This window comes from Streptomyces sp. MK7 (assembly GCF_032658145.1).
In the GTDB taxonomy this organism is placed as follows: Bacteria; Actinomycetota; Actinomycetes; order Streptomycetales; family Streptomycetaceae; genus Streptomyces; species Streptomyces spiralis.
Genome location: NZ_JAVACL010000041.1, coordinates 1 through 23,754 on the forward strand (window position 1 = coordinate 1; position 23,754 = coordinate 23,754).

23 protein-coding genes and 3 pseudogenes are annotated in these 23,754 nt (G+C 70.3%); 12 read left to right on the forward strand and 14 right to left on the reverse strand.

Translation table 11 applies throughout. The features are described 5' to 3' along the window. On the reverse strand, positions 1-253 hold a 253-nt coding region (locus R2S09_RS31675; protein WP_316744715.1), incomplete at its 3' end, for a transposase family protein. Between the two features lie 74 nt (positions 254-327). Further along, positions 328-414 (reverse strand): annotated as a pseudogene (locus R2S09_RS31680) (hypothetical protein); the annotation flags it as partial. Here R2S09_RS31680 and R2S09_RS31685 point away from each other — a divergent pair. Then, complete coding sequence (locus R2S09_RS31685; RefSeq protein WP_316744717.1) at positions 379-537, forward strand: hypothetical protein; 159 nt, start codon at positions 379-381, stop codon at positions 535-537. The pseudogene R2S09_RS31680 and the gene R2S09_RS31685 sit on opposite strands and share 36 nt — an antisense overlap. A 147-nt stretch (positions 538-684) precedes the next feature. Here the strand turns inward: R2S09_RS31685 and R2S09_RS31690 are convergent, their stop codons facing one another. Then, complete coding sequence (locus R2S09_RS31690; RefSeq protein ID WP_306190741.1) at positions 685-879, reverse strand: hypothetical protein; 195 nt, start codon at positions 877-879, stop codon at positions 685-687. A 75-nt stretch (positions 880-954) separates the two neighbouring features. Further along, complete coding sequence (locus R2S09_RS31695; RefSeq protein ID WP_306190740.1) at positions 955-1,137, reverse strand: hypothetical protein; 183 nt, start codon at positions 1,135-1,137, stop codon at positions 955-957. Between the two features lie 318 nt (positions 1,138-1,455). Here R2S09_RS31695 and R2S09_RS31700 point away from each other — a divergent pair. Further along, positions 1,456-1,605 (forward strand): annotated as a pseudogene (locus R2S09_RS31700) (helix-turn-helix domain-containing protein); the annotation flags it as partial. Here R2S09_RS31700 and acnA read toward each other — a convergent pair. Further along, positions 1,566-4,268 carry an aconitate hydratase AcnA gene (acnA, locus tag R2S09_RS31705; RefSeq protein WP_316744719.1) on the reverse strand — a complete coding sequence of 901 codons (2,703 nt, stop codon included), beginning with the start codon at positions 4,266-4,268 and terminating at the stop codon, positions 1,566-1,568. The pseudogene R2S09_RS31700 and the gene acnA sit on opposite strands and share 40 nt — an antisense overlap. A 142-nt stretch (positions 4,269-4,410) precedes the next feature. Between acnA and R2S09_RS31710 the strand changes: the two genes are divergently transcribed. The 3 genes from R2S09_RS31710 to R2S09_RS31720 all read left to right on the forward strand — a co-directional run bounded on the left by R2S09_RS31710 (position 4,411) and on the right by R2S09_RS31720 (position 6,484). Then, a complete protein-coding gene (locus R2S09_RS31710; RefSeq protein WP_316744721.1) occupies positions 4,411-5,208 on the forward strand; it encodes a hypothetical protein in 798 nt (265 codons plus the stop codon). Next, positions 5,205-5,423 (forward strand): hypothetical protein, encoded by a 219-nt coding sequence (locus tag R2S09_RS31715; protein WP_316744722.1) that lies wholly within the window; start codon positions 5,205-5,207, stop codon positions 5,421-5,423. The genes R2S09_RS31710 and R2S09_RS31715 overlap by 4 nt, the downstream gene beginning before the upstream one ends. A 134-nt stretch (positions 5,424-5,557) precedes the next feature. Continuing rightward, positions 5,558-6,484: a MurR/RpiR family transcriptional regulator gene (locus R2S09_RS31720; RefSeq protein WP_316744724.1), complete on the forward strand. Its 927-nt coding sequence runs from the start codon at positions 5,558-5,560 to the stop codon at positions 6,482-6,484. A 25-nt stretch (positions 6,485-6,509) separates the two neighbouring features. Here the strand turns inward: R2S09_RS31720 and R2S09_RS31725 are convergent, their stop codons facing one another. The 8 genes from R2S09_RS31725 to R2S09_RS31760 all read right to left on the reverse strand — a co-directional run bounded on the left by R2S09_RS31725 (position 6,510) and on the right by R2S09_RS31760 (position 14,975). Next, positions 6,510-7,097: a Chromate resistance protein ChrB gene (locus tag R2S09_RS31725; protein ID WP_316744726.1), complete on the reverse strand. Its 588-nt coding sequence runs from the start codon at positions 7,095-7,097 to the stop codon at positions 6,510-6,512. A gap of 9 nt (positions 7,098-7,106) precedes the next feature. Beyond that, the gene (locus R2S09_RS31730; protein WP_316744727.1) at positions 7,107-8,957 is read right to left on the reverse strand and encodes an FAD-binding protein; all 1,851 of its coding nucleotides are present in this window, start codon (positions 8,955-8,957) and stop codon (positions 7,107-7,109) included. Further along, entirely contained in the window at positions 8,954-9,673 is a 720-nt protein-coding gene (locus R2S09_RS31735; RefSeq protein ID WP_306190733.1) for a VIT1/CCC1 transporter family protein, read from the reverse strand. The genes R2S09_RS31730 and R2S09_RS31735 overlap by 4 nt, the downstream gene beginning before the upstream one ends. A gap of 100 nt (positions 9,674-9,773) precedes the next feature. Then, positions 9,774-10,610, reverse strand: coding sequence for an ABC transporter ATP-binding protein (locus R2S09_RS31740; protein WP_316744728.1), 837 nt, complete (start codon positions 10,608-10,610; stop codon positions 9,774-9,776). Between the two features lie 9 nt (positions 10,611-10,619). Further along, positions 10,620-11,648 carry an iron chelate uptake ABC transporter family permease subunit gene (locus R2S09_RS31745; RefSeq protein ID WP_316744730.1) on the reverse strand — a complete coding sequence of 343 codons (1,029 nt, stop codon included), beginning with the start codon at positions 11,646-11,648 and terminating at the stop codon, positions 10,620-10,622. Then, positions 11,645-12,697, reverse strand: a complete 1,053-nt coding sequence (locus R2S09_RS31750; protein ID WP_306190730.1) for an iron ABC transporter permease — start codon at positions 12,695-12,697, stop codon at positions 11,645-11,647. The genes R2S09_RS31745 and R2S09_RS31750 overlap by 4 nt, the downstream gene beginning before the upstream one ends. Continuing rightward, entirely contained in the window at positions 12,694-13,734 is a 1,041-nt protein-coding gene (locus tag R2S09_RS31755) for a Fe(3+) dicitrate ABC transporter substrate-binding protein (protein WP_316744732.1), read from the reverse strand. Before R2S09_RS31755 ends, R2S09_RS31750 begins: the two co-directional genes overlap by 4 nt. A gap of 56 nt (positions 13,735-13,790) precedes the next feature. Continuing rightward, a complete protein-coding gene (locus R2S09_RS31760; protein WP_306190728.1) occupies positions 13,791-14,975 on the reverse strand; it encodes a C45 family peptidase in 1,185 nt (394 codons plus the stop codon). A 302-nt stretch (positions 14,976-15,277) separates the two neighbouring features. On the opposite strand from R2S09_RS31760, the gene R2S09_RS31765 reads away from it, so the two are divergent. The 3 genes from R2S09_RS31765 (at position 15,278) to R2S09_RS31775 (ending at position 19,437) form a co-directional block, all read left to right on the forward strand. Continuing rightward, the gene (locus R2S09_RS31765) at positions 15,278-16,732 is read left to right on the forward strand and encodes a TldD/PmbA family protein (RefSeq protein ID WP_316744733.1); all 1,455 of its coding nucleotides are present in this window, start codon (positions 15,278-15,280) and stop codon (positions 16,730-16,732) included. Further along, a complete protein-coding gene (locus R2S09_RS31770; RefSeq protein ID WP_316744734.1) occupies positions 16,729-18,048 on the forward strand; it encodes a metallopeptidase TldD-related protein in 1,320 nt (439 codons plus the stop codon). Before R2S09_RS31765 ends, R2S09_RS31770 begins: the two co-directional genes overlap by 4 nt. A gap of 210 nt (positions 18,049-18,258) precedes the next feature. Beyond that, positions 18,259-19,437: a GDSL-type esterase/lipase family protein gene (locus R2S09_RS31775; protein WP_316744735.1), complete on the forward strand. Its 1,179-nt coding sequence runs from the start codon at positions 18,259-18,261 to the stop codon at positions 19,435-19,437. Between the two features lie 6 nt (positions 19,438-19,443). Here R2S09_RS31775 and R2S09_RS31780 read toward each other — a convergent pair whose 3' ends face one another. Further along, positions 19,444-20,292 (reverse strand): PHB depolymerase family esterase, encoded by an 849-nt coding sequence (locus R2S09_RS31780; protein WP_306190724.1) that lies wholly within the window; start codon positions 20,290-20,292, stop codon positions 19,444-19,446. 174 nt (positions 20,293-20,466) lie between these two features. Here R2S09_RS31780 and R2S09_RS31785 point away from each other — a divergent pair, with 174 nt between their 5' ends. From R2S09_RS31785 to R2S09_RS31800, 4 genes and pseudogenes are all read left to right on the forward strand, one after another. Then, complete coding sequence (locus tag R2S09_RS31785; RefSeq protein WP_316744737.1) at positions 20,467-21,546, forward strand: isocitrate/isopropylmalate family dehydrogenase; 1,080 nt, start codon at positions 20,467-20,469, stop codon at positions 21,544-21,546. Further along, positions 21,543-22,949 (forward strand): NAD-dependent succinate-semialdehyde dehydrogenase, encoded by a 1,407-nt coding sequence (locus R2S09_RS31790; RefSeq protein WP_316744739.1) that lies wholly within the window; start codon positions 21,543-21,545, stop codon positions 22,947-22,949. Before R2S09_RS31785 ends, R2S09_RS31790 begins: the two co-directional genes overlap by 4 nt. After that, positions 22,946-23,419, forward strand: coding sequence for a cupin domain-containing protein (locus R2S09_RS31795; protein ID WP_316744740.1), 474 nt, complete (start codon positions 22,946-22,948; stop codon positions 23,417-23,419). Before R2S09_RS31790 ends, R2S09_RS31795 begins: the two co-directional genes overlap by 4 nt. Positions 23,420-23,523: 104 nt before the next feature. After that, positions 23,524-23,664 (forward strand): annotated as a pseudogene (locus R2S09_RS31800) (3-oxoadipyl-CoA thiolase); the annotation flags it as partial. Positions 23,665-23,754: the final 90 nt, after the last annotated feature.

Consider the following 23,754-nt stretch of genomic DNA (forward strand, 5'->3'; position numbering starts at 1 on the left):
CTAACTGGCGGGCGTGGGCGATGTCCGCGCAGCTGCCGTGCTGAGCCGGGCTGCAGAAGAGCACCCGGCCGTCGCCGTCCGTGACCAGCATGGTCTTGACCGCGTTCTGCTTGCTCTTGCCGGAGATGAACTTGTCCCGGTCTCTGCCTCCGGCAGTTGCGCGCCTGACTCGGAACTCGGTTCCGTCGATGATGCCGGTCTTCCCGCTCGCACCGAGATGGTCGACGACCTCGGCCAGGGTCCGCAGCCGCACACCCGGCTGATGGTGCAGCCTCGCTCGGCGAGCAGCGGCCGCACCTCGCCGATGGCGCGGGTCATGGTGGAGCGGTCGACGACGAACCAGCGGGCCGGCGCATCGTGCGTGGTGACGTGGCGGAAATGCACGAGCGTGGCCAGGAGCCGGTCGACGAACACCAGCTGTTGCTTCGCACCCGCGCCCACGGCCCGCTTCCGTGGCGTGGACGCGAGCTGGGCCTGGTGTCGTACGTGCCACGACGGGCCCGCCTCGGTGACGAGTTCAGCGACCACCTCGGCTGACAGGCCCGTGATCCTCCGGTCGCTGACGATCGCCGCACGAGACGCGTTCCCACCACACGACCATGATCGACGATCGAGAACTCGATGTCTCACCGCCTACCGTGCACGAGCTCGTCAGGGGCTCCCGGGTGTCGCAGCGATGCTCTTTCAGGGGAGCAACTTTTCCACGCCGGCAGCGCCCTCTTCATCGAGAAGACGGCGTGCCTGTTCAAGCCTCTCCGGCGTGATGTCGTGACCGGATGCCAGTACCACATCTTCTGGGTCGGGCAACTGTTCCGTGCCCGTGTGGAGGACCGCATCTGGAGTTTGCTCTCCCCACTCGTCGTCAGCGCTTTCAGCCATCGTGTCTCCTAGGTTCGAACAAGTGTGACGGGGTCGCTCAGCGTGAGCGACTGGCCATTCAAGAGCCGGCAACCTTCACTGATCGTTCGGGCTCTTGTGCTGGTTCGCAGCCCAGGCAAACGCCTCTGCCAGGTCCTTCAAGGCTGCTGCGACCGCTCCGTGGTCCTTGTGCTCCGCCTGCAGTCGCGCTTGAGACGCGATGGCCTCGAAAAGCGCCACTTGGGCATCCCCTTGCACCGTAGAGTTGCCATTGTTCACGATGTCCTCCGAATCCCTGTCCGCGCAGGGCCGATCAGCACGTTGTTTCTCCACAAATGGTATTGCAGCTTTGATCTACAGCCCATCTACGCAGGATCGGCGCCGCTCGTGTCGAGTTGAACCGCTCCGCAGCGGCACTCCCCTTTCGTGCTTGGGACGGCGGCCTGCCTGCGAGTGCGGTGTGCGCATGCCCCTGGATGCGACGGCCTCCGGTGCGAAGCAGACAAGGAGCCCCGGAATCCTCTTCGATCCCGTCGACGAGCAGCCGAGGTCAGTGCTCGATGCCGTACGTGACCTCTTCCTCGTTGTGCTGCCGTTGCCCGCGCGCTTGGCGTGCGCCTGGACACCGTGCGGCGCTGGCGCAAGCGGTTCGCCGCCGAGAACCTGGCCGCGCTGGAGGGCCGACCCCGGCCGGGCCGCTCGCGCCGCTACGGCCGTGTCCCGCGGGTGAATTCGCGCAGGACGTAGGGCAGGATGCCGCCGTGTCGGTAGTGGGTCCGCTCGCGGGGCGTGTCCAGGCGTACCGCCGCTCGAAATGTCCGGGTGTCCGCGCGTACCAGCACCGTGGGAGCGGCTCCGCTGTCATCGCAGTCGTCCTCGAGGACGTCGGGGAGGCCGACGATGTCGTAGACCTCTTCCCCGGTGAGTCCCAGTGCGGTGACGCTGTCGCCCGGAAGGAACTGGAGCGGCAGTATGCCCATGCCCACCAGGTTCGACCGGTGGATGCGTTCGAAGGACTCGGCCAGCACGGCCCGCACGCCCAGCAGTGCCGGGCCCTTGGCCGCCCAGTCCCGGGAGGAGCCGGTGCCGTACTCCTTGCCGGCCAGCAGGATGTGCGGGATGCCGGCGGCCCGGTAGGCAGCGGCCGCCTCATGGATGGTGGTGACCGCTCCGTCCGCCGTGAAGTCGCGAGTGAACCCGCCTTCGGTTCCCGGGACGAGGCGGTTGCGCAGCCGGATGTTCGCGAGTGCACCGCGCATCATCACCTCGTGGTTGCCGCGGCGCGAGGCGTATGTGTTGAGCCCTGCACGCGGTGTGCCGTGCGCCGTGAGGTAACGACCCGCCGGGCTCCGCACGGGAATGGCCCCGGCCGGCGAGAGGTGGTCGGTGGTCACGGAGTCGCCGAGGCTCGCCAGCACCCGCGCGCCCCGGATGTCGACCACCGGCTCGGGCACGTCACTCACGCCGTCCAGGAACGGGGGACGGAGCAGATACGTGGAGTCGTCGGGCCAGTCGAAGAGTTCACCCGGCGGCGCGTCAAGGGCCGCCCAGCGAGCGTCACCTGTGAAGACGTCCGCGTAGGCGCGGACGAACATGTCCGGTGCGAGCGCGGTTTCGACGACATCCCGGATCTCGTTGGCGGTCGGCCAGATGTCCCGCAGGAAAACGGGGTGCCCGTTTTGGTCGGGGCCGAGGGCTTCAGCGGTCAGATCGGTGTCCACGCTGCCGGCCAGGGCGTATGCCACGACGAGCGGGGGTGAGGCGAGGAAGTTCATGCGTGCGTCAGGGTGGATGCGGCCCTCGAAGTTACGGTTGCCGGACAGCACTGCGGCGACGTCGAGGCCCTGTTCGCGCACCGTCTCGGACACTCCGTCGGCCAGGGGTCCCGAGGCCCCGATGCAGGTCATGCATCCGTAGCCGGTCAGGTGGAAGCCCAGTTTCTCCAGGTACGGCGTCAGGCCGGCGGTGTCCAGGTAGTCCATGACGACGCGGGAGCCGAGTGACAGGCTGGTCTTCACCCAGGGCTTGGTTCGCAGTCCGCGTTCGACGGCGTTGCGGGCGAGCAGGCCGGCGCCGATCATCACCGATGGGTTGGCGGTGTTGGTGCAGGAGGTGATCGCGGCGATCACGACGGCCGCATCCGGGAGCCGGCCGCCCGTGTTGTGGGAGTCGTCTCGTGCCGGGATGGGACGGGCCGGGATGGGACGAGTGGCACTCCCCCGGTCAACGCTGCCGGATCGCTCGCGCACCGTGTCGCGTACTTGGGCCAGCGGCACGCGGTCCTGGGGGCGGCTGGGGCCCGCCAGGGACGGCACGACGGTGGAGAGGTCGAGCCGGAGCGTTTCGGTGTAGCTCGGCGGCGCGTCCGGCCGGTGCCACAGCCCCTGTTCCTTCGCATAGGCCTCGACGAGGCCGACATGCTCGGGCGTTCTGCCGGTGAACCGCAGGTAGCGCAGGGTCTCGTCGTCGATCGGGAAGTACCCGCAGGTCGCCCCGTACTCAGGGGCCATGTTGGCCAGGGTGGCCCGGTCGGCCAAGGAGAGGCGAGCGACGCCGTGGCCGTGGAACTCCACGAACTTGCCCACCACACCGTGCCGGCGAAGGAGTTCGGTGACCGTGAGGACCAGATCGGTGGCGGTGGTGCCTTCGGGCAGTTCGCCGTCCAGCCGGACGCCCACCACGGGAGGGATGAGCATAGACAGGGGCTGTCCGAGCATGGCGGCCTCGGCCTCGATGCCGCCGATGCCCCAGCCCAGGGTGCCGAGGCCGCCGATCATCGTCGTGTGGGAGTCGGTGCCCAGACACAGGTCGGGAAACGCCCAGCCGTCACGGGCCACGACCACGCGGGCCAGATACTCGAGGTTGACCTGGTGCATGATGCCGGTGCCCGGCGGCACGACCGCCACGCCACGCAGCACGTCGCGCCCCCACTTCAGGAAGCGGAAGCGCTCGGCGTTGCGCTCGTACTCGAGCGCAACGTTGCGCTCGACCGCGTCGGGGCGACCCGCTATGTCCGCGACGACCGAGTGATCGACCGTCAACTCGACGGGGATGACCGGGTTGGCGCGCGCCGGGTCGCCACCGCGTTCGGCCACCGCCGCACGCAGCGCGGCGAGATCGGCGAGGGCCGGTACCCCGTTCGTGTCGTGCAGGAAGGCGCGGGCCGGGTGGACGTCGACGGCCCGTGCGAAGGAGTCCGCGCTCCCCCAGCCGAGCAGCGACTCGATCTGATCGGACGTCACCTGACCGAGGTACGCGTGGCGCAGCAGGTTCTCCAGCAGGACCTTGATCGAGTACGGCCAGGCCGCCGGGGCGATGCCGGAGATCTGTTGGACGGTGTACCGCTCACCGCCGAGGGCGAGCGTGCCCGCGGTGCCGAAGTCGTCGGACCCGTGTCTCAGCTTGTCCACCCGCTCCGCTCCCTCCTGATTCCCGTCTCCCGGACACCCGCCCGAACGGAGACGCTCCATTATTGACAACATATGTTGCATGTAACTAGCGTTGTATTGCAACAGATGATGCATCTCATCTTACCCAAGGAGAGGAGCCGCCGTGGATGCGGCAACCTGGGGACTCATCACCGCGACCTTCGTCGCCTGCTTCGTGGAAATGGTCGAAGCGACGACGATCGTCATGGCGATGGGCTACACCCGAAGCTGGCGCTCGGCACTCACCGGAGTGGCCGCCGCCCTGGCAGTACTCGCCGTGGTCACATCGATCGCCGGTTACGCGCTCGGGCGCTGGTTCCCCGAAGCCGCGTTGCAACTGGTCATCGGCGGCCTGCTGCTGATATTCGGCCTGCAGTGGCTGAGGAAGGCGATCCTGCGCTCGTCGGGCCGCAAGGCCGTCCACGACGAGGACGCGATCTACCGCGAGGAGGTCGAGGCGGCCAAGTCAGCGGGACACAGCACCGGCCGGCTCGACATGTTCTCCTTCATGGTCTCCTTCAAAGGCGTGTTCCTCGAAGGCATGGAGGTCGTCTTCATCGTCATCACCTTCGGCCTGAACGCGGACAACGTGCCCGCGGCCAGCGTGGGCGCCGCGGCGGCGGTGGTCATCGTGCTCGGCATCGCGTTCGCGGTGCGCCGCCCGCTGTCGATGATCGACGAGAACCTGCTCAAGTACGGCGTCGGCCTGCTGCTCGCCTCATTCGGCACCTACTGGGCGGTGGAGGGGATCGGCATCTTCCGCGCCGGCCAGGAGAGCCTGGAGTGGCCGGGCCACGACGTGGCGATCCTCGGCCTGCTGATCGTGTGGTTCCTCCTGAGCCGGGTCTTCGTGAGCGCCTTGCGCACCCCCCGCACCAGCACACCGGCCCTCGCCGGTCCGTTCGAGGAGAACGTGCGATGAGGTTCCTGAAGTCCTTCGGGCAGTTCTGGTACGACTTCGTCATCGGTGACGACTGGAAGATCGCGGTCGCCGTGGTGCTGGCCCTGACCGTCCTGCTGACGGTCCTCTCGCTCGGCCTGTTCGGGGACGCCACCCTGGCCGTGGTCGGCGGCGTCCTGCTCGTGGGCGCCTTCTCCATCAGCCTGGCCATCGACGTGAGGCCGAACAAGTCGTGAAGCGTGCGGTACAGCGTGGCGGGCGGGCCCGGAGAGGACTCCGGGCCCGCCCCTCGACACTTTGTCGTGAACCGGCTGGTGCGCGTAGTATCCGCTACAGCCCGTTCACCGGTGACCCGAGGAGAGCCGTAGCCGTGACGCCCGCTGTCCGCAAACTGCCCACTCTGCAGGAGCGGGTGACCGCACGCTACGAGTCGCTCACTCCCACCGAGCGCAAGGTCGCCACCTACCTGTGCGAGCATCCGCAGCAGGCGGCGTTCTCCTCCGCGGAAGAGATCGCCACGGCCACCGGCACCAGTGACGCCAGTGTCGTACGCACCGCCAAGTCCCTCGGGTTCGACGGGCTTCCGGGCCTCAAGCGCACCCTCCAGGAGCACCTCGGCACCCTGCTGACGCCGACCCACCTGCTGCACAACACGATCAGCAACTTCAGCGAGGGCCCCGAGGGCGTGGTGGGCAGTCTGCTCGCCGAGCGGGCCGACCTGCTCAACGAGCTGGGGCGCACCCTCGACCCGGCGGACTTCCGCCGGGCGGTGGAGCTGGTCGCGGACGCCCACGAGACGCTGGTGTGGGGCCTGGGCGGGGACGCGAGCCTCGTCGAGTACACCGTGACCCGGCTCAACCGGCTCGGCTACCGCGCCCGGCCGGCCTCCGACACCGGTTTCCAGCTCGTGGACCGGCTGTTGCCGCTCGGACCCGACGACGTGGTCCTCATCATCGCGCAGAACCGCATCCGGCCCGAGCTGGAAGTGACCCTCCAGCACGCCGCGGACACGGGAGCAAGCACCGTTTTGCTGACCGACACCCTGCGCGAGGCGCTGGACGAGCGGACCGACGCCGTGCTGACCGCCCCGACGGGCCGGCCGGAGATGTACGGCGGCCAGAGCATGTTCCTGATCGTGCTGGAGGCACTCACCCTGGCCGTGGCGGCACGCGACGAGGAGCGGGCTATCCGTACCTTCGACAAACGCAACCAGCTCAGGGAACTGCTCGACGCCCGCTTCGCGGCACGGGCACACGAAGCGGGCGGCACCCGCAAGGGGGGACGGCGCCGCACCTGAGCCGCCGCCCGGCTGGGGCGGCGGCTCATCCCGCCTCGCTGACGGTCCGTTCATAGACGTCCGCCTCGAACTCCTCCAGCATCCGCTCGCACTCGGCGACCTTCTGCCGGGCGAGCTCCTTGCCGTCGGCGCCCATCCAGTCCCGCGCCTCGACCTTGCGCAGCCAGCGCTTCAGCTTCTCCAGGTCCTGGCGGATCTCCTCCGCCTCCTCGAAGGTGTAGTTGTCGCGGTAGCGCTCGAACTCGATCTCCTTGAAGAACTTGGTCTCGCACTCCTCGACGATCTCCGCGTACTCCTTCGCCGACTGGCCGCGCAGGCCTTCGACGAACTGGACGCGAGCGTCCTCCTCGGCATCGGTGAGAGTCAGGAAGACACTGGAGCCGCCCAGCTCGTCGATGCGCTCGCGGATCCGGCTCAGCTTCTCCCTGAGCTCCCCGCGGTCGGGCAGTACACACACCGCCTGTTGCACATAGAAGCCGCCCAGCCGCTTCAGCTGCCGCCACACCGCCACGCGCGCCCCCGACGACTCGTTCGGGACGCGGTAGATCAGCAGCAGCCAGGGGCCCTGTGTCGGATCCGTGACGGGCGGCTCGGTGCGGTTGTCGATGGCCATGTCGCAAGGCTAGTCGCCTCGCTCGCCGGATAGCCCATCGGTCAGCCGTCGGCGCTTCTCCAGGGCCGCGCACAACGCCTCCACGGCCGCCGCCCAGTCGGCGACGATCCCGATGTCGCACTGCTGGAAGACAGGCGCCCCGGCGTCGTGATTGACGGCCAGCACGGTCGCCGCCCGCTCCACTCCGCTCATGTGGTTGGTGCTGCCGGAAATGCCCAGCGCGAGGTACAGCTCGGGTGCGACGGCGCGGGCCGTGACCCCGAGCTGGCGTGAGTGCGGCAGCCGGCCGGCGTCGGTCACCTTGCGGGTGGCGGCGAGCTCGGCATCCAGCAGCAGGCGCAGCGGCTCCAGCTCGGCGTACCGGACCGGATCCACCCCCTGTCCGACACCGATGACGACCCGGGCCCGCTCCAGTGCGTCGTAGTTCGCGTCCGGCACGAGCGGCCCGGCTCGCAGCGCAGGGTCCGGCGCCACGTCCAGCTGCCGCATGGGCAACGGCCCGGCACCCGGCCGCGGTGTGCGCAGCGGCAGGCTACCCGTGCGCAGGGTCGCGATCTGCACGGTGCTGAGGCTGCCGATCTCCGCGAGGGCGGACTGGCCGGACGGCTTCGTCCCGACCAGCCACGGTCCGAGGCCGTCGTCGCGGGCCTCGATCGCGACGAGGTCGGACATCAGCCCGCTGTCCAGACGTACGGCGAGCCGGCTCAGCACCTCGCGCTCCCACGAGCGGGCGGAGCCGAGCAGGGCCGGCGGGCGGCCGTGCTCCATGATCCAGGCGTGCAGGGCGGCCGCCGCCGACCGGGGCGCGTCGCCGTTCAGCACGAGCAGTTCGTCGGACCCCCACGCCCCGAAGTCGCGAGTGTCGGCGCCCGGCAGGGCGACGGCGGTGACCCGGGCGCCGAAGCGTGCGGCCACGGCCGCGGCCTCCCCCAGGAGTGCTCGGGGCTCGGCCGTCTCCGGCGGCCCGGTCAGCGCCAGGATCCGTTCGAAGGCCGTGGCGCGGTGCCGTGGCGGCACGGGCTCGCGGTCGGCCGCGGCAGCCGGCTGCGTCCGGGACTCCCAGAGATCGAGGGCCTGCTCCACCTGCTCGTCGAGGGTGCCGGACAGCACCACCGGTGTGCGCACCCGCGCCTGCCGGCGTACGCCCGTCACCCGGGTCGGGCTGGTCACAGGGCCCGTGTGCCCAAGGTCCTGCCGCGACACCGTACGGATCCGGTCGGTACCGGGCCAGATGTCGGACGGCGCCTTGGCCCCCCGGCACGAGCGCTCGGCGACGGCGATCACGGCGGGCAGCGCCACCCGCACCGCACGCCGGCCCTCCTCGGACTGGAGCGTGGTGCGCAGGACGCGGACGCCGCCCTCCTCGGCGACATCGATGTCGAGGGCCGCCCCGACGAACGGCAGGCCGAGCAGTTCGGCCACCATGGGGCCGATGGCGGTGGTGTTGCCGTCGACGGAACTGCGGCCGACAAGGATCGCTTCGGCGTCGGTGTGCGCCTCGAGTGCCGCGGCCAGCGCCTTGGCCGTCACGAGGCAGTCCGCGCCGGCCCAGCCGGGATCGGTCAGGTGCAGGGCGCTCTGCACGCCGCAGGCGAGCGCTTCGCGCAGCACGTCCACGGCGCGGGACGGTCCCATCGTGACGGCGGTGCTGTGCCCGCCGGGCCCGGCCGCGAGCCGGACCGCCTGGGTCACGGCACGTCGGCACCAGGGATTCATCTCCGCGTCCTGGCCGATGCGTCTGAGCCGCCCGTCCGGATCGAGATCGCCGGAGCCGCCGTCCAGCGGCACCTGCTTGACCAGAGCGACGGTGCGCAGTCCCGACGCCGCACCGCCGCCGGGGGGTATCAGGGGCTCGGTCATGAAACGCCCGTTCCCACGAGCAGACCGACGCCGTAGGTCACCGCGGCGGACATGCCGCCGAGCAGCAGCTGGCGCCGTCCGCCGAACCACATGGGGCGTGCGGTCAGGCGGGCTATGGCACCGCCGGTCACGACCAGCGCCAGGGCACAGATCACGAGCGCCGGAACGATGCCCGAGGCCCCGAGGAAGAACGGCAGCAGCGGGACCAGGGCGCCGATCGCGAAGGCCGCGAACGAGGAGGCGGCCGCCGTCCAGGGCGAGGGCAGGTCGTCGGGGTCGATGCCCAGTTCCTCGCGCACATGTACGCGCCAGGCCACCTCGGGCTGGGCGGTGATCTCGCGTGCGACCTCGGCGGCCAGTTCCGGGCGCAGTCCCTTGTCCTCGTAGATCAGGGTGAGTTCACGGAGTTCCTCGTCGGGGTTGGCCTCCAGTTCGCGCCGCTCGGTGGCGATCTCGTCATGTGCCAGATCGCGCTGCGAGGACACCGACGTGTACTCGCCGGTGGCCATGGAGCAGGCGCCCGCGACCAGTCCGGCCAGGCCCGTGAGGATCACGGCATGTGCCGAGGCGCCGCCGCCGACCACGCCGGCGACGAGGGAGAAATTGGAGACAAGGCCGTCCATCACGCCGAAGGTGGCGGGGCGCAGCCAACCGCCGGTCACGTCCCGGTGGGCGTGATGCAGTTCGGGCATGCGGCTGTCGACGGTCGATGACATGCGTGTGTGGTCCGTTCTCGTGGTGCGCAGGACATACGGATGGAAGGGATGGGGGATGGATGCGGGGAGATGAGTGCGGAGGGGGCCGTCGCGGGGCCGGTCAGGAGGCGCCGGCGGCCGCCTTGGCCCCGCGCCGTCCGGGCGCGGGCCGGGCGACCCGTTCCTGGCGGACCGGGATGCACAGCGGCTTGCCGCTGACGGGATGATCCACCACCCGTGACTCCACGCCGAAGACCTGGTGGATGAGCTCGGGCGTGAGGACCTCGGCGGGGGTGCCCTCGGCGACGAGCGCGCCGGAGTGCATCACGAAGATGTGATCGGCGTACTCCGCGGCCATGTTGAAGTCGTGCAGGACCATCGCGATCGTCGTGCCGTGGTCGCGGTTGAGGTCCGCGAGCAGGTCCAGCACCTCCAGCTGGTAGGCGACGTCGAGGTAGGTGGTGGGTTCGTCCAGCAGGATGATGTCGGTCTCCTGCGCGAGGCAGAGCGCGATCCACACGCGCTGCCGCTGACCACCGGAGAGCTGGTCCACATGGGCGTGCCGCATCTCGGCGACGCCGGTGACCTCCATGGCCCACTCCACGGCCTCGCGGTCCGCCTCCGAGGGGACCTTCAGCGAGGAGCGGTGCGGATGGCGGCCGAAGCACACGAGGTCCTCGATGGTGATGCCCTCGGGGGCGGTGAGGACCTGCGGCAGGATCGCCAGCAGCCGGGCCACTTCCCGGGTCGGTGTCTTCTGGATGGATTTGCCGTCGAGGACGACCTGGCCCGTGCGCGGCGGCAGCAGCCGGGCCAGCGCGCGCAGCGCCGTGCTCTTGCCGCAGCCGTTGGGCCCGATCAGGACACTCACCTTGCCGTCCGGGATGGTCAGGCTGAGGTTCTCCGCGATCACGCGGGCGTCGTAGGCGAGTTGCACGTTTTGTGCCTGCAGTCTCATCGGTGGCTCCTACTTGCCCAGCTTGACCAGCAGATACAGGAAGTACGGTCCGCCGATGACGGCGGTGACCACGCCCGCGGGGATTTCCAGGGGCGGGGCGAGGCCGCGGCCCACGGTGTCCGCGAGCAGCATCAGCAGCACGCCGATCATGGCCGCGGCCGACAGCAGCACCACATGACGGCCGCCGACCAGGCGCCGGGCGATGTGCGGTGCGATCAGCCCGACGAAGGTGATGGTCCCGGCGACGGCGACGCAGACGCTCGCGAGCGCCACACCGAGCAGCAGCAGGTTGCGGCGGGTGCGCTCCACCGGTTCGCCGAGCCCGGTCGCCAGGTCGTCACCGAGGCCGAGGACGTCGAGCCGGCGCGCCATCACAAGCACTGTCGGTACGAGCACCGCGATCCACGGCACGGCCATCCAGACGGTGTCCATCGACCGTCCGAAAAGGCTGCCGGTGAGCCAGATCAGGGAGGCGTTGACATCCAGCGGGTACTTGACGAGCAGATAGCGGATGCCCGCCTCGAAGGTGGCGCTGACGGCGATGCCCACCAGCGCGAGCCGGACCGGGGAGACCCCGCGCCGGTAGGCGAAGAGGTACACCAGTCCCGCGCCGGCCACACCACCGGCGAAGGCCGCCGGCGGGACCAGGGCGACGGAGGCGCCGGGCAGGGTCAGCACGAGGAGCATGCCGGCGAAGCCGGCGCCCTTGGTCACCCCGATGATGTCGGGAGCGGCCAGCGGGTTGCGGACCACGCCCTGCATCACCCCGCCGGAGACGGCGAGGCCGATGCCGACCACCCAGCACAGCAGCACCCGTGGCAGCTGGAAGTCGAGGACGACCTCGGCCCCGTCGGTGGTGCGCCGTCCGGACAGTGCGGTCAGGACGTCCGAGAACGGGATCCGCGTGGCGCCGATCGTCAGGCTGACGAGGGTGCAGACCACGGCCAGGGCGAGCAGCGAGCCGACCAGGATCCAGGGTCTGCGGGCCGCGACGGCGGTGCGGCGCACGGGCCGTCCCATGGCTACGTTGACGGTCATCGCGTCACCTTCTGCCGTCGGGCGAGGTAGATGAAGATCGGCGCTCCCACGAGGGCGGTCACCACGCCGGTGGGTACCTCGAAGGGCGGGTTCACATAGCGGGAGCCGATGTCGGCGTAGACGGTGAGGACAGCGCCGACCAGCATCGAGACGGGCAGGACGCGCAGGTAGTTGGAGCCGACGAGTTTACGCGTGATGTGCGGAGCGATCAGTCCGATGAAGGCGACCGGGCCGGCCACCGCGACCGAGGCACCGCACAGCACGATCACGACGGCGGCGCCGAACGCGCGGGTGCGCTCCACGTGTTGGCCCAGGCCGCGCGCCATGTCCTCGCCGAGAGCGAGGATGTTGAGCGACCTGGCGAGAGCGAGGGCGACCAGCAGCCCGGCCACGGTCCACGGCAGGACGGTGCCGATGTCGTGCCACTGGGCGAAGTTGACACCGCCGACCAGCCAGAACAGCACCGACTGGGTGTCGTTCTCATTGAAGATCACGAGCACCTGGGTGAGGGAGACGAGCAGGGTGCTCGCCGTGACTCCGGCCAGGGCGAGCCGCACCGGGCTGACCTTGCCCGTTCCCATGCCCGCCAGGACCATCACGGTGATGCCTGCCGCCGCCGCGCCGCCGAAGGCGAGGAGGATGGAGGGGGCGCCGGCCATGGTCGGCACGATGGTGATGGCCGCGACGACGACCATCGCCGCGCCGGAGTTGACGCCCATGATGTCGGGCGAGGCGATGGGGTTGGCTGTGATCGCCTGCATCACCGCGCCGGACACCGCCAGGTTGGCGCCGACCAGGGCCGCGAGCAGCACCCGCGGCAGCCGGATGGTGCGGACGATCTGCTCGGCCGGGGAGTCGGCCGAGAACCAGGAGTGCACCACGGACGACCAACTGATCTGTTCGCTGCCGATCGACAGGGCCCACAGGATGCCGACAGCCAGCAGGGCCACTCCTACGACGGCGACGGCCGCAACGACGATGCCGGGGCCCCGTCCCCGGCCGGCATCCCCGGCCAGGGACGGCCGCATCGCGGCGGTGGTGGCGTTCATGAGGCGGGGAAGAGCTTCTCGATCGCCTCGCGTGCGATCATCTCGGCGGCGAAGGTGCCCCTGCTCTTGGACCAGACGGTGCCGTCGACCACGTACGTCTTGTTGTTCTTGACGGACGGGATCTGCTTCCACAGCCGGCTTGACTGCCACTGGTCGCTGAGTGTCCTGGGCGTGTTGCGCGCCATGAACAGCACGTCGGGGGCGAGGGTGACCATGGACTCCAGGGTCATGCTCAAGGTGGCGTCCTGGCCCTTGGTCGAGGGCACGGTCGTCAGTCCGAGACCGCGCAGCACAGTGGGGGCGAAGGCCCGCTGGGTCTGGGCGCTGACACCCTTGTCGTAGGTGATGGCGAAGACGATCCTGCGCTTGTCACCGGGGGGGATCTTGGCCTTGAGGTCGGCCATGGCCTTCTTGTGCTTGCCGAGCGCGGCGGTCATCCTGTCGCACTCGTCGACCGCCTCGCCGACCACGACCTCGCTCTGCATGACCCGGTCGTAATCGGCGGCGTTGCTGCCGAGGGCCACCGTCGGGGCGATCTTCTGCAGCTGATCGTAGACGGCCGCGTCGCGCTGACTGTCGGCGAGGATGAGGTCGGGCTTGAGGGACTTGATGACCTGGAGGTTCGGGGACTGCCGCAGACCGACCGAGGTGTAGTCGCCCACGGCGTCGCGCAGCGGCTTGAGGATCCGGTCCGGCTTCCCGTCGTCCGCGATGCCGATGGGCTTGACGCCGGCGTTCACCAGCGCGTCCACGAAGGAGAACTCGAGAGCGACGACGCGCTTGGGCTTGCCGGTGATCGTGGTGGTGCCGAGGTCGTGCTTGATGGGGCGGCTGTTCTGACCGCAGATGGCGTCGTTCGCTTCGGCCTTGGGCCGGGCGGCGGCCTGTCCGCCGCCCTTGGCGCTGTCGCCCTTGACGGCGGATCCGGCGGATCCTGCGGTGCCGCCGCAGCCGGCGGTGAGGACGGCGAGGGTGAGGGCGGCGCCGAGTGCCGCTGCGGGTCGTCTCGGTGAACGGCGACGGGGGGAAGGGGACATCGAGGCTCCAGGGGTGAGGGACGGGGACGTGGCGTGCGGGTGCCTTCGTCGTGCGGTCAGCCCGTGTGGGCCACCGCGGGCGGAGCGGGAGACGAGGAGTCACCCCATGCCGGGCGAGTCGGTGCCTCTGGCCCGTCGTAGATGTTCCAGGGCACCTGGACGTAGTCGTTCTCGCACGGAAGTCCCGCGGTCAGCAGGTACTCGCCGGTGCTGAGGTCCACCAGGCTGGAGACGACCGTCTGGTAGCGGTCGGCCTCGTGGCGCCGTGGATCGGCGTGCTGGCACACCGAGTTGGGGTGGGCGAAGTGGTCGCTCATCACGTCACGGACGAGGGCGCGCAGCTGGGCCCTGGATGTGACCGTCCGTGCGGCCCGGAGCCCGTTCTCGACGCGGGGAACGCGGAAGAGCGAGTCGACGGAGAAGGGCCGGTAGGTCTTCTCGATCTGGGGCGGGACGAAGGCCTGGAAGTGGTTGCCGTGGACCAGCAGTCCTCGTGTGGGGTACATCCAGCCGTGCCGGCCCGGGGTGGTCTCCAGGTCGATGGCGAATCCGTCGCGATGGGTGATCAGCAGGTTGCTGGGGGCGGACTGGGTGACCTGGAACGCGGCCCGCAGGGCGTCGTACACGTCCCAGGACTCGAGGATCCTGCGGCGGACGAAGGTGCCGGGCACGCTGAGTCCGGCGTCGAATCCGCCTCCGAGTCCGTTGGCGTTCAGGCCGATACCGGCCGAGTTGGCGCCGTGCCGACCGATCTGTCCGGCCTCGGTCTGGGTGATGAGGGCCGGCCGGCCGGGCTGCTGGACGCGCAGTACGACGACGGTGTCCGCCACCTGCTCGCGCCAGTCCCAGTTCTGACCGCACAGCACGTGCTCGAGGCCGTTCGCCTCTTCCAGCAGGGCGAAGGAGGTGCAGCCCTCGTCCGCCTTGTCGTCGAAGGGGTTGGACTGGCTCAGTTCGAAGCGGGCGTTGAGGGCGAGGATTTCCTCGAAGTCGCGTCCGGCGCCCTCGGCGATCCCGCGGATCTCGTCGAGGATGCCGGGGAAGTAGTCGTCGATGAGCGGTATCCAGGCGCGGGCCCTGGTGGTGGCCTCGGTCCACTGGAGTCCGGCGGTGCGCAGGAACAGGTCCGCGTAGAAGTCGATGGAGCGTTCTATCAGTTCGCGCGCGGCCGCGCCGTACTGCCGGCCGCGCTCTCGTGGATCGGCACTCGTCAGGTCGATGAAGAGGAGTTGCTCGGGCATGAGAACTTCCTGGGGCGAGTGAGGCGCGCTGTCCGCCGTCGGTTCGATTGGAAGAAGGGCCAGATCAACCGGGAGTTGGCCTCGCCGGGTGGTGGAACTGTAGTAATCACTACAAGTTGAGTCAATACCTGTAGTGAGATACTTCAAACCTCTCTGAAATGTCTACAACACTCGTTGTCAAGTTCTGTAGCAAACGCTACCTTCGAGAAGTGCCCGGCCTTCTGGAGCCCTTGCGCACCTCACGCCCGGTGCCCGCTCGGCACTGCCCGGCGCAGCACCCCGATCGAAGGGTAAGACACACTGTGAAAGACACTGCGGAGACGGTCCTGGGCCTGCTGCCCAGGGACGTCGCATACGCGGACGTCCGGGTCGTCGAGCGCACCCACGAGCTGGTCCTCGTCGAACATGAGGGCCCCGGCGACGTCATGCGGGAGAACTCGCTGGGCGTCGGTGTCCGCGTCGTCATCGGCGGTCAGTGGGGCTTCGCGGCCACCCACCGCCTGGACCGCAAGGGCCTTACGGACGCGGTCACCGAAGCCGTCGCACAGGCCCGCGCCGCCGGCGGCGGAGCGAAGATCGCACTCGGCCAGCCGGTCACCACCCGCGCCCGCTGGTCCTCCCCGATGTCCGTCGACCCGTTCACGGTGCCGCTGTCCAGCAAGCTCGACCTGCTCGCGGCGGCCGTGGCCGAGGCGAGCACCGCCGGTCCGCTGCTGCGTCAGATCGAGGCCTCGATGGATTTCTTCCGCGACGACAAAGTCTTCGCGAACACCGAGGGCGCCCTGATCGAACAGACCATCACCGAAAGCGGCGCCGGCCTCATGGCCGTCGCCTCCGACGGCGACGACGTCCAGCGGCGCTCGTTCCCGCAGGCCGTGCCCCGCTCCATCCGCGGCCAGCGCGGGCAGTTCGCCACCGCCGGCTACGAGCACATCCCCGCCCTGTGCCTGGTGGAGGAGGCAGCCCGGGTCGGCGCCGACGCCGTCGCCCTGCTGTCCGCCCCGCAGTGCCCCGACGAGACCAGCACGCTGGTCATCACCGGCGCCCAGCTCGCCATGCTGCTGCACGAGTGCGCCGGCCACCCGATGGAAGCCGACCGGGCCCTGGGCTCCGAGGTCAGCCTCGCGGGCGGCACCTACGCCTCGCCCGAGCGCCGCGGCACCTTCCGCTTCGGCTCCCCCATCGTCTCCGTCCACGCCGACGCCACCATCCCCGGCGCCCTGGGCAGCTACGCATACGACGACGAGGGCGTCGCCGCGCAGCGCACCGAACTCGTCAAGGACGGCGTCTTCACCGGCTACCTCTCCGGCCGGGAGTCGGCCGCGGCGCTCGGCCAGGAGTCCTCGGGAGCGGCCCGCGCCGACGGCTGGCAGCGCATCCCGCTGGTCCGGATGACCAACCTCTGCCTGGAACCCGGTGACTCCTCGCTCGCCGAGATGATCGCCGACACCAAGCGCGGCGTGCTGATGGACATGACCAAGAGCGTCTCCATCGACGACCAGCGGCTGTCCTTCCGGCTGGGCGCCGAGGCGGGCTGGGAGATCCGCGACGGAAAGCTCGGCCGCCTGCTGAAGAACTGCACCTACAGCGGTGTCACACCCAGGTTCTGGGCCGACTGCGACGCCCTGGGCAACCACGACGAGTTCCAGGTCCACGGCATCCCCTCCTGCAACAAGGGCGAACCGCTCCAGGTCGCCCACATCGGTCACGGCACGGTCCCGGCCCGCTTCCGCAACGTCCAGATAGGCACGCGATGAGCATCGATCCCCGTCAGGTCCGGTCCGCGCTCGACATCATGGGGCGGGGTGCCCATGTCGACCTCTCTCAGGAACGAACCGGCCTGCTGCGCTACGCCCGTTCCCAGGTCACCGCCCAGCACAGCGAGGAGCGCCTGCGCGTGCGGGTGCGCCTCACCGAGGGCGGCAGAACGGCCCTGGGGACCCTGGAGACCCTCGAACCCACCGAGGTCAGGGCCCTCTCCGATCGGCTCCGCTCCGCCCTGGCCCTGCTTCCGGCGCCCTCCGGCGAACCCGACGCCTTCCCACGCAGCGCCGCCGACCCCGTCGCACCCGAGGTGGGCACCGCCACGCTCAGCGCCGGACCGGCCGAGCGCCATGCGTGGTTCAGCGCCGTGCGGGACGGCCTGGCCGACACGGCCCAGCTGGGCGGGTCCATCCGGCACGACGTGATCCACCGGGTGGTCGCCGACCACAGCGGCCTGTATCGCGAGGAGACCCTTACCAAGGCGTCGCTGCAGGCGATCGCCGAACGCGACGGCAGGTCGTCGAGCGTGCGCGTCGTCCATCGGGACGCCGCCCGCATCGACCCCACCGACGTGGCCCGCCGGCTCCTTGACGACCTGACCGACCTGCCCGAACGCGAGTCCGTCAGCGGCACGTTCCGGGTCCTGCTGCGACCCCAGGCGGTGATCACCCTGCTGGCCACGTACGGCTATGTCGCCCTGGGCGCCGCCGGATACGCCGAAGGACGCACTGCGGTGGCCGGCCGCATCGGCAGCAGGGTCACCAGCGACCTGCTCACCCTCACCGACGACGGCACCGACCAGGCCGGCCTCGCCAGCGGCTTCGATCCTGAAGGCACCCCACGCCGGCCGACCCGGCTGATCGACCGCGGTGTGCTCACCGGCGTGGTGTCGGACCTCAAGCACGCCGACGTGACGGACGGCTCGTCCACCGGCCACGCGGTGCCGGCCGGCTGGCGCTTCGGCGCGGATCCCTCGCCGTCGCACCTCTTCCTGGCGGGCGGCGACCGCACCGAGGAGGAGCTGGCCGCCGTCTGCGGCACCGGACTGGTGATCAGCCGCCTCGACTACCTGCGCATCCTGCATCCCAAGGACACTCTCGTCACCGGTACGACGCGGGACACCACGTACTGGATCCACGACTGCGAACCGGTGGCCTGGCAGCCCTCGGTGCGTCTCACCTTCCGCATGGACGAAGTGCTCGACGCCGTGCTGGCCGTCGGCAGCCGCCGCGAGCGCGGCGAGGCCGTGTTCATGGAGAGTGTCGTGGCACCCGCGCTGCTGGTGGAGGCCGGCCCGATCAGTCTGTGACCACGCCCGCGCGCCGCGCGGGCCCCGCCGCCCGGCCGCGGAACGTGTGCGGTACCGTCCCCCGACACCGGGCGAACGGCCCGCCCGCTCCCCCGGCCGCGCCGGACAGCCGATCGGTCGGCCACCGTGCTCGCGGCCGCGCCGCCGTCACAGCGCGGTGGACACCGGTGGCTTGGACCACCGGGACCACGAGAGCAGGAGGCATCGCCCATGCACGAGATACCGCTGGCCGGCGGTCCAGTCCTGTTCAGAGGGGCACTGGACCTGGAGCAGCGGCCCGGCGGCGGACTGCTGCCACGACGGCTGCCGGCCTGGACACGACAGCAGTACCCGGACGCCTTCATGGACTTCGTGTCGGCCATGCCCTCGGGCGTACGACTGGCCTTCCGCACCGCCGCCCGGACGCTGGAGCTCGACCTGCTCACCACCGTCCGCCAGTTCGACGGATCGGTCGCTCCCACACCTGCCGGCGTGCTCGAACTCGTCGTGGACGGCCGGCTCGTGGCGCGGGCGGACGCTCCCGTGGGCCGGGTGCTGAGGCTCGCCCACGCCCGGGCTGCGGCACGCGAGGTCCCGGGTGAGCCGGCCACCGTTCGATTTCCGGGGCTGGCCGAGGGCGTGAAGGAGATCGAGCTGTGGCTGCCCCAGCAGACTCCGTGCGAACTCCTCGCCCTGCGCGCCGACGCGCAGGTGTCGCCGCCCGAGCCGTCCGGCCGGCCCCGCTGGGTGCACCACGGCAGCTCGATCAGCCACTGCACCCAGGCCGACGGGCCCACCGGCACCTGGCCCGCGGTGGCGGCTGCGCTGGGCGGGCTGGAGCCGGTGAACCTGGGCATGGCGGGCAACGGCATGCTGGATCCGTACGTCGCCCGGACGATCCGTGATCTGCCGGCCGATCTGATCAGCCTCAAGCTGGGCGTGAACCCCGTGCTCAAGGCCGCGTTCAAGCTGCGCACCTTCGGTCCCGCGGTGCACGGCTTCCTCGACACCGTGCGCGGCGGCCACCCGGACACCCCGATCCTGGTCATCTCGCCGGTGTTCTGTCCACGCCTCGAGTCGGTGCGCCCGGACGCCCCGGCGGCAGCGGGCTTCGGCGCGGAGCACACGAAGGCCGGTGACGGCAGGCCGGACGAGGAGCCGGGGGACCCCGGCGAGGCAGGTCTCGCCCCGCTGACCCTGGCCATGGTCCGCGAGGCGCTGGAGTCCATCGTGCTCAGCCGGCGCAGCGGCGGCGACCCCCACCTGCACTACCTCGACGGGCGTGAGCTGTTCGGCCCGCGGGACGCCGAGGACATGCCGGACGGCATCCATCCCAATGCCGCCGGCTACCGGAGGATGGGCGAGCGCTTCGCCCAGCGTGTACTGGGTGGCGGCGGCGTGTTCGCCTGAGGCGCGTCACGCGGTTCGGCCGGCTCCCGAGGGCTCGAGAATGCCGGCGAAGAAACGCTGCACGTGCGGTAGCGCCGCCGAACCGCTGTGCCCCATGCCGGGTATGAGGTCGAAGCGTACGCGGATGCCGTGCCGCTCCCAGTTGTCGCGCAGGGCCATCATGCGCTCGATCCGGGTGTCGCCGCCGGCGTCGAGCCCGGGTTCGGCGATCTCCCACGTGTCCGTGTCGGCGTCGCCGACGAGCATCTGCACCGGCACCGTGCGCAGGACGTCGAAGTCGATCTCCCGGCCGAACCGCTCGGCGACGTCGGCCGTGCCGAGCCACCACGGCACCTCGGGGTTGATGCGGGTGATCCGGCCCGGAGCGCCCACGGACAGCGCGGTCAGGCGCTCGGGGTGCAGATAGGCGAACCGGTGCGCGAACTGACCGCCGCCGGAGAAACCGTGCAGCAGGAAGCGCGTGGTGTCCACGGTGTAGCGGCTGCCGATCTGCTCGACGATGTCCAGCAGGACCGTGTCGTAGCGGATGCCCTGGTGCAGGAGGCGCTTGTAGCCGTGCAGGTCCTCCGGATCGGCGACGCCCGCCGGGAAGAGGGGCGCGAGCACGATGCAGCCGTGCTCCTCGGCGAAGTCACGGAAGTGGGTGCGGTACCGCTCCGCGAGGCGGTTGGTGCCGTGCACGACGACGACCAGGGGCAGCGGCTCGGTGGCCTGCTGGTGTGCGGTCGGCACGTAAAGGCAGTAGGAGAAGCGCTGGTCGCTCTGGAGGGCGAAGAAGGCGGTGACGCCGGAGTGGAAGAACTCAGTCGGGTGGAGAATCCGGGCGCCCGACGTGGCGGGCTGTGCTGTCTTCAACGGTTTTCCTTTCGGCGCGGGTTGCCACGACACCTATCTGTAGCATATGTATCAACATGACAACCAGACCGTAGTGGATACTACAACCACTGGGCCGCGGCGCACCCGGCACCGTTGCGGTGCCGCGACCGCACCGAACCGGCACGTCAACGACCCTTCCAGGAAAGGCAGTCCGTGAAGATCCTGGTCCTGCCCGGCGACGGCATAGGCCCCGAGATCACCGGGGCGACACTCGATGTGCTCGAGACCGTCGACAAGCGGCTCGGTCTCGGCCTCGCCTACGAGACCCACGACATCGGCCTCGCCTCCCTGGCGGCGTCCGGCACCACACTGCCGGACGCCGTGCTGCGACGCGTGCCCCTGATGGACGGCGTGCTGCTCGGCCCCGTCTCGCACTACGAATACCCCCCGCGCGCCGAAGGCGGCATCAACCCCTCGGCAGAGCTGCGCACCACCTTCGAACTGTTCGCCAACGTCCGCCCCTGCCGCTCCCGTCCCGGACTGAGCGTCCTGCGGACCCCGATGGACCTGGTGATCGTGCGGGAGAACACTGAGGGCTTCTACTCCGACCGCAACATGTACGCGGGCAGCGGCGAGTTCATGCCCGACCCGGACCTCGCGCTGTCGGTGCGCAAGGTCAGCGCCCGGGCCAGTGCGAGAGTCGCTCGGGCCGCCTTCGAACTGGCCAGGGGCCGCCGCCGCAAAGTCACGGCCGTCCACAAGGCCAACGTCGTGAAGCTGTCCGACGGGCTGTTCCTGCGCGAGGTGCGCAAGGTCGCGGCCGAGTTCCCCGACATCGAGTTCGAGGAGCTGATCGTGGACGCCACCGCGGCGCTGCTGATCCGCAACCCCGGGCGGTTCGACGTGGTCGTCACCACCAACATGTTCGGCGACATCCTCTCGGACGAGGCCTCGGAGCTGTCCGGCAGCCTGGGCCTGGGCGGATCCGTCAACACCGGCGACACGATCTGCGTCGCCCAGGCCCAGCACGGCTCCGCCCCCGACATCGCGGGGCAGGGCGTCGCCAACCCCACGTCCTTGATCCTCTCCGCCGCCATGCTCCTGGACTGGCGGGGCCGCCGGGACGGCGACGACCGGCTGCGCCGCGCCGCCGCGTTGATCAGCGGCGCGGTGGACGCCGTGCTGGACGATCCCGCCACCCGGACCCGCGACATCGGTGGTCACCTGGGCACCGCGGAGTACGCGGCCGCGGTCCGCCACACCATCGAGAACGCACCGGAGGCCACCTCGTGATCGTTTCGACCAATCCGGCCACGGGCAGCGAACTCGCCCGATTCACACCGCACTCGGAAAAGGAGGTGGAGGCAGTCCTGGCCGGCGCCCTGGCCGCCCAGGCCGACTGGCGGCGGCGCGCCGTGACGGAACGCGTCCCGCTGCTGGAACGGCTGGCCGACGTGCTACGACAGAACAAGGACGACTACGCACGACTGATCACCGCCGAGATGGGCAAGCCCATCGGCCAGGCAGAGGCGGAGATCGAGAAGTGTGCCGTCACCTGCGAGTACTACGCCGAGCACGCCGCCGACCAACTCGCGGACCGCCCCGTGGACTCGGACGCCGCCGAAAGCGCCGTGGTGTACGACCCCCTGGGCGTGGTGCTCGCGGTGATGCCGTGGAACTACCCCTTCTGGCAGTTCGTCCGCTGCGCCGCACCGGCCCTCGCCGCCGGCAACGCGGTGGTGCTCAAACACGCCAACAACGTGCCGCAGTGCGCTCTCGCCGTCGAACGGGCGATGCGGGAGGCCGGGGTGCCCGAGGGTCTGTGCCGCACCCTGCTGATCGAGGTCGACCGGGTCGCCGGTATCGTGGCCGACCCGCGCATCGCAGCGGTCAGCCTCACCGGCTCCACCGGGGTCGGCGCGATCGTCGCGTCCCAGGCGGCCGCCGCACTGAAGAAGCAGGTCCTGGAACTCGGCGGCTCCGATCCGTTCGTGGTCCTGGCCGACGCGGACGTGGCACAGGCCGCCGCGACCGCCGTCGCCTCCCGGTTCGTCAACGCCGGGCAGAGCTGTGTCAACGCCAAGAGGTTCATCGTCGAGGAGGCCGTGGCCGAGGAGTTCGCCGCCGCGTTCACCCGGGGCGCGCAGGCCCTCGTCGTCGGGGATCCGACGGACCACGCCACGAACATCGGTCCGATGGCACGCGCCGACCTGCGCGAGACGCTCCACGATCAGGTCGAACGGAGCATCGCCACGGGGGCCGAGCTGAAGCTCGGCGGCCGGGCGGTGGACGGCGCCGGCTGGTTCTACCCGCCGACCGTCCTCGACCGCGTCGCACCAGGCATGCCCGCCTTCGACGAGGAGACCTTCGGCCCGGTCGCCGCCATCACCCGGGCGGCCACCGCCGAGGAGGCCATCGCCCTGGCGAACCGCACGGAGTACGGGCTGGCCGCCACGTTGTGGACCGGCGACCTGAGCCGGGCCCGGACACTCGTGCGCCGGCTGGACGCGGGGGCCGTCTTCGTCAACGGCATGGTGGCATCCGATGCACGACTGCCCTTCGGCGGCATCAAGAAGTCCGGCTACGGCCGTGAACTGGGCGTCGAAGGCATCCGCGAGTTCGTCAACGTGAAGACCGTATGGATCGGCCCCGCCACGGCCGGCCGTCCCTCCTCGAAGGGAGCAACTCCCCGATGACTGCCCCGAACACGAACGGTTCGCGTGAAAAGTCCGCGTCCGGCCACCGCTGCGGCACCTTCCCTCCGGCCGTGCTGCACCCCGCCGGTCTGCCCGGCTTCGAGCGCGGCGGCGGGGCCAGCACCACACCTCTGGTCACCAGAGCGCTCGGCGCACAGGTCTTCCTCAACGGAATCACCCTGTTCGCGCCCGGTGCGGGCATTCCCCTGCACACCCACAACTGTGCCGAGAGCGTGGTCATCCTCGACGGCTGCGCAATCGCCGACATCGACGGCACCGAGCACCGGCTGACTCGCCTCGACACCACCTACGTCGCCGCCGGCACCCCCCACCGCTTCCGCAACGCCTCCGCGACCGAGCCTATGCGGATCCTGTGGACCTACGCGTCCGTGGATGCCACCCGCACCATCGTGGAGACGGGGGCGACCGCTCGGATCGACGCCGAACACATGAAGCCAGGGGACGAGTAACCGGTCAGGCCGCGTGGAGCCAGGGCGGGTCGGCCCAGCACAGCGAACACCTCGCCCAACAGCGCGGGAGCCCTGTGCATCGCGGACGCCTACGTTGTCACCTCCACGTCGGCCGGATGGCCGCTCTGCCGGCCGGCAGAGCGGCCACGACGGTCAACCGGCTGTGTGGCTCGAGCCTGCGCACGGCCATGGCCGGCTCCGGCACGATCGAGACGGGCGACGCCGACATCGTTCTCGTGGGCGGTGCCGCTCAGGCGGCGTCACATGCAGGGCCATCCGCGCTCCTCTCAGGGTGCCGACGGCCATGCCATGACGGCTTGCGGCCTTGTGACGCC

Coding starts and splice junctions, on each gene's coding strand:
- R2S09_RS31685 (WP_316744717.1), top strand. CDS start 379: ATGCACGAGCGTGGCCAGGAGCCGGTCGACGAACACCAGCTGTTGCTT.
- R2S09_RS31690 (WP_306190741.1), bottom strand. CDS start 879: ATGGCTGAAAGCGCTGACGACGAGTGGGGAGAGCAAACTCCAGATGCG.
- R2S09_RS31715 (WP_316744722.1), top strand. CDS start 5,205: ATGAGGTTCCTGAAGTCCTTCGGGCAGTTCTGGTACGACTTCGTCATC.
- R2S09_RS31725 (WP_316744726.1), bottom strand. CDS start 7,097: ATGGCCATCGACAACCGCACCGAGCCGCCCGTCACGGATCCGACACAG.
- R2S09_RS31730 (WP_316744727.1), bottom strand. CDS start 8,957: ATGACCGAGCCCCTGATACCCCCCGGCGGCGGTGCGGCGTCGGGACTG.
- R2S09_RS31735 (WP_306190733.1), bottom strand. CDS start 9,673: ATGTCATCGACCGTCGACAGCCGCATGCCCGAACTGCATCACGCCCAC.
- R2S09_RS31740 (WP_316744728.1), bottom strand. CDS start 10,610: ATGAGACTGCAGGCACAAAACGTGCAACTCGCCTACGACGCCCGCGTG.
- R2S09_RS31745 (WP_316744730.1), bottom strand. CDS start 11,648: ATGACCGTCAACGTAGCCATGGGACGGCCCGTGCGCCGCACCGCCGTC.
- R2S09_RS31750 (WP_306190730.1), bottom strand. CDS start 12,697: ATGAACGCCACCACCGCCGCGATGCGGCCGTCCCTGGCCGGGGATGCC.
- R2S09_RS31755 (WP_316744732.1), bottom strand. CDS start 13,734: ATGTCCCCTTCCCCCCGTCGCCGTTCACCGAGACGACCCGCAGCGGCA.
- R2S09_RS31760 (WP_306190728.1), bottom strand. CDS start 14,975: ATGCCCGAGCAACTCCTCTTCATCGACCTGACGAGTGCCGATCCACGA.
- R2S09_RS31770 (WP_316744734.1), top strand. CDS start 16,729: ATGAGCATCGATCCCCGTCAGGTCCGGTCCGCGCTCGACATCATGGGG.
- R2S09_RS31775 (WP_316744735.1), top strand. CDS start 18,259: ATGCACGAGATACCGCTGGCCGGCGGTCCAGTCCTGTTCAGAGGGGCA.
- R2S09_RS31795 (WP_316744740.1), top strand. CDS start 22,946: ATGACTGCCCCGAACACGAACGGTTCGCGTGAAAAGTCCGCGTCCGGC.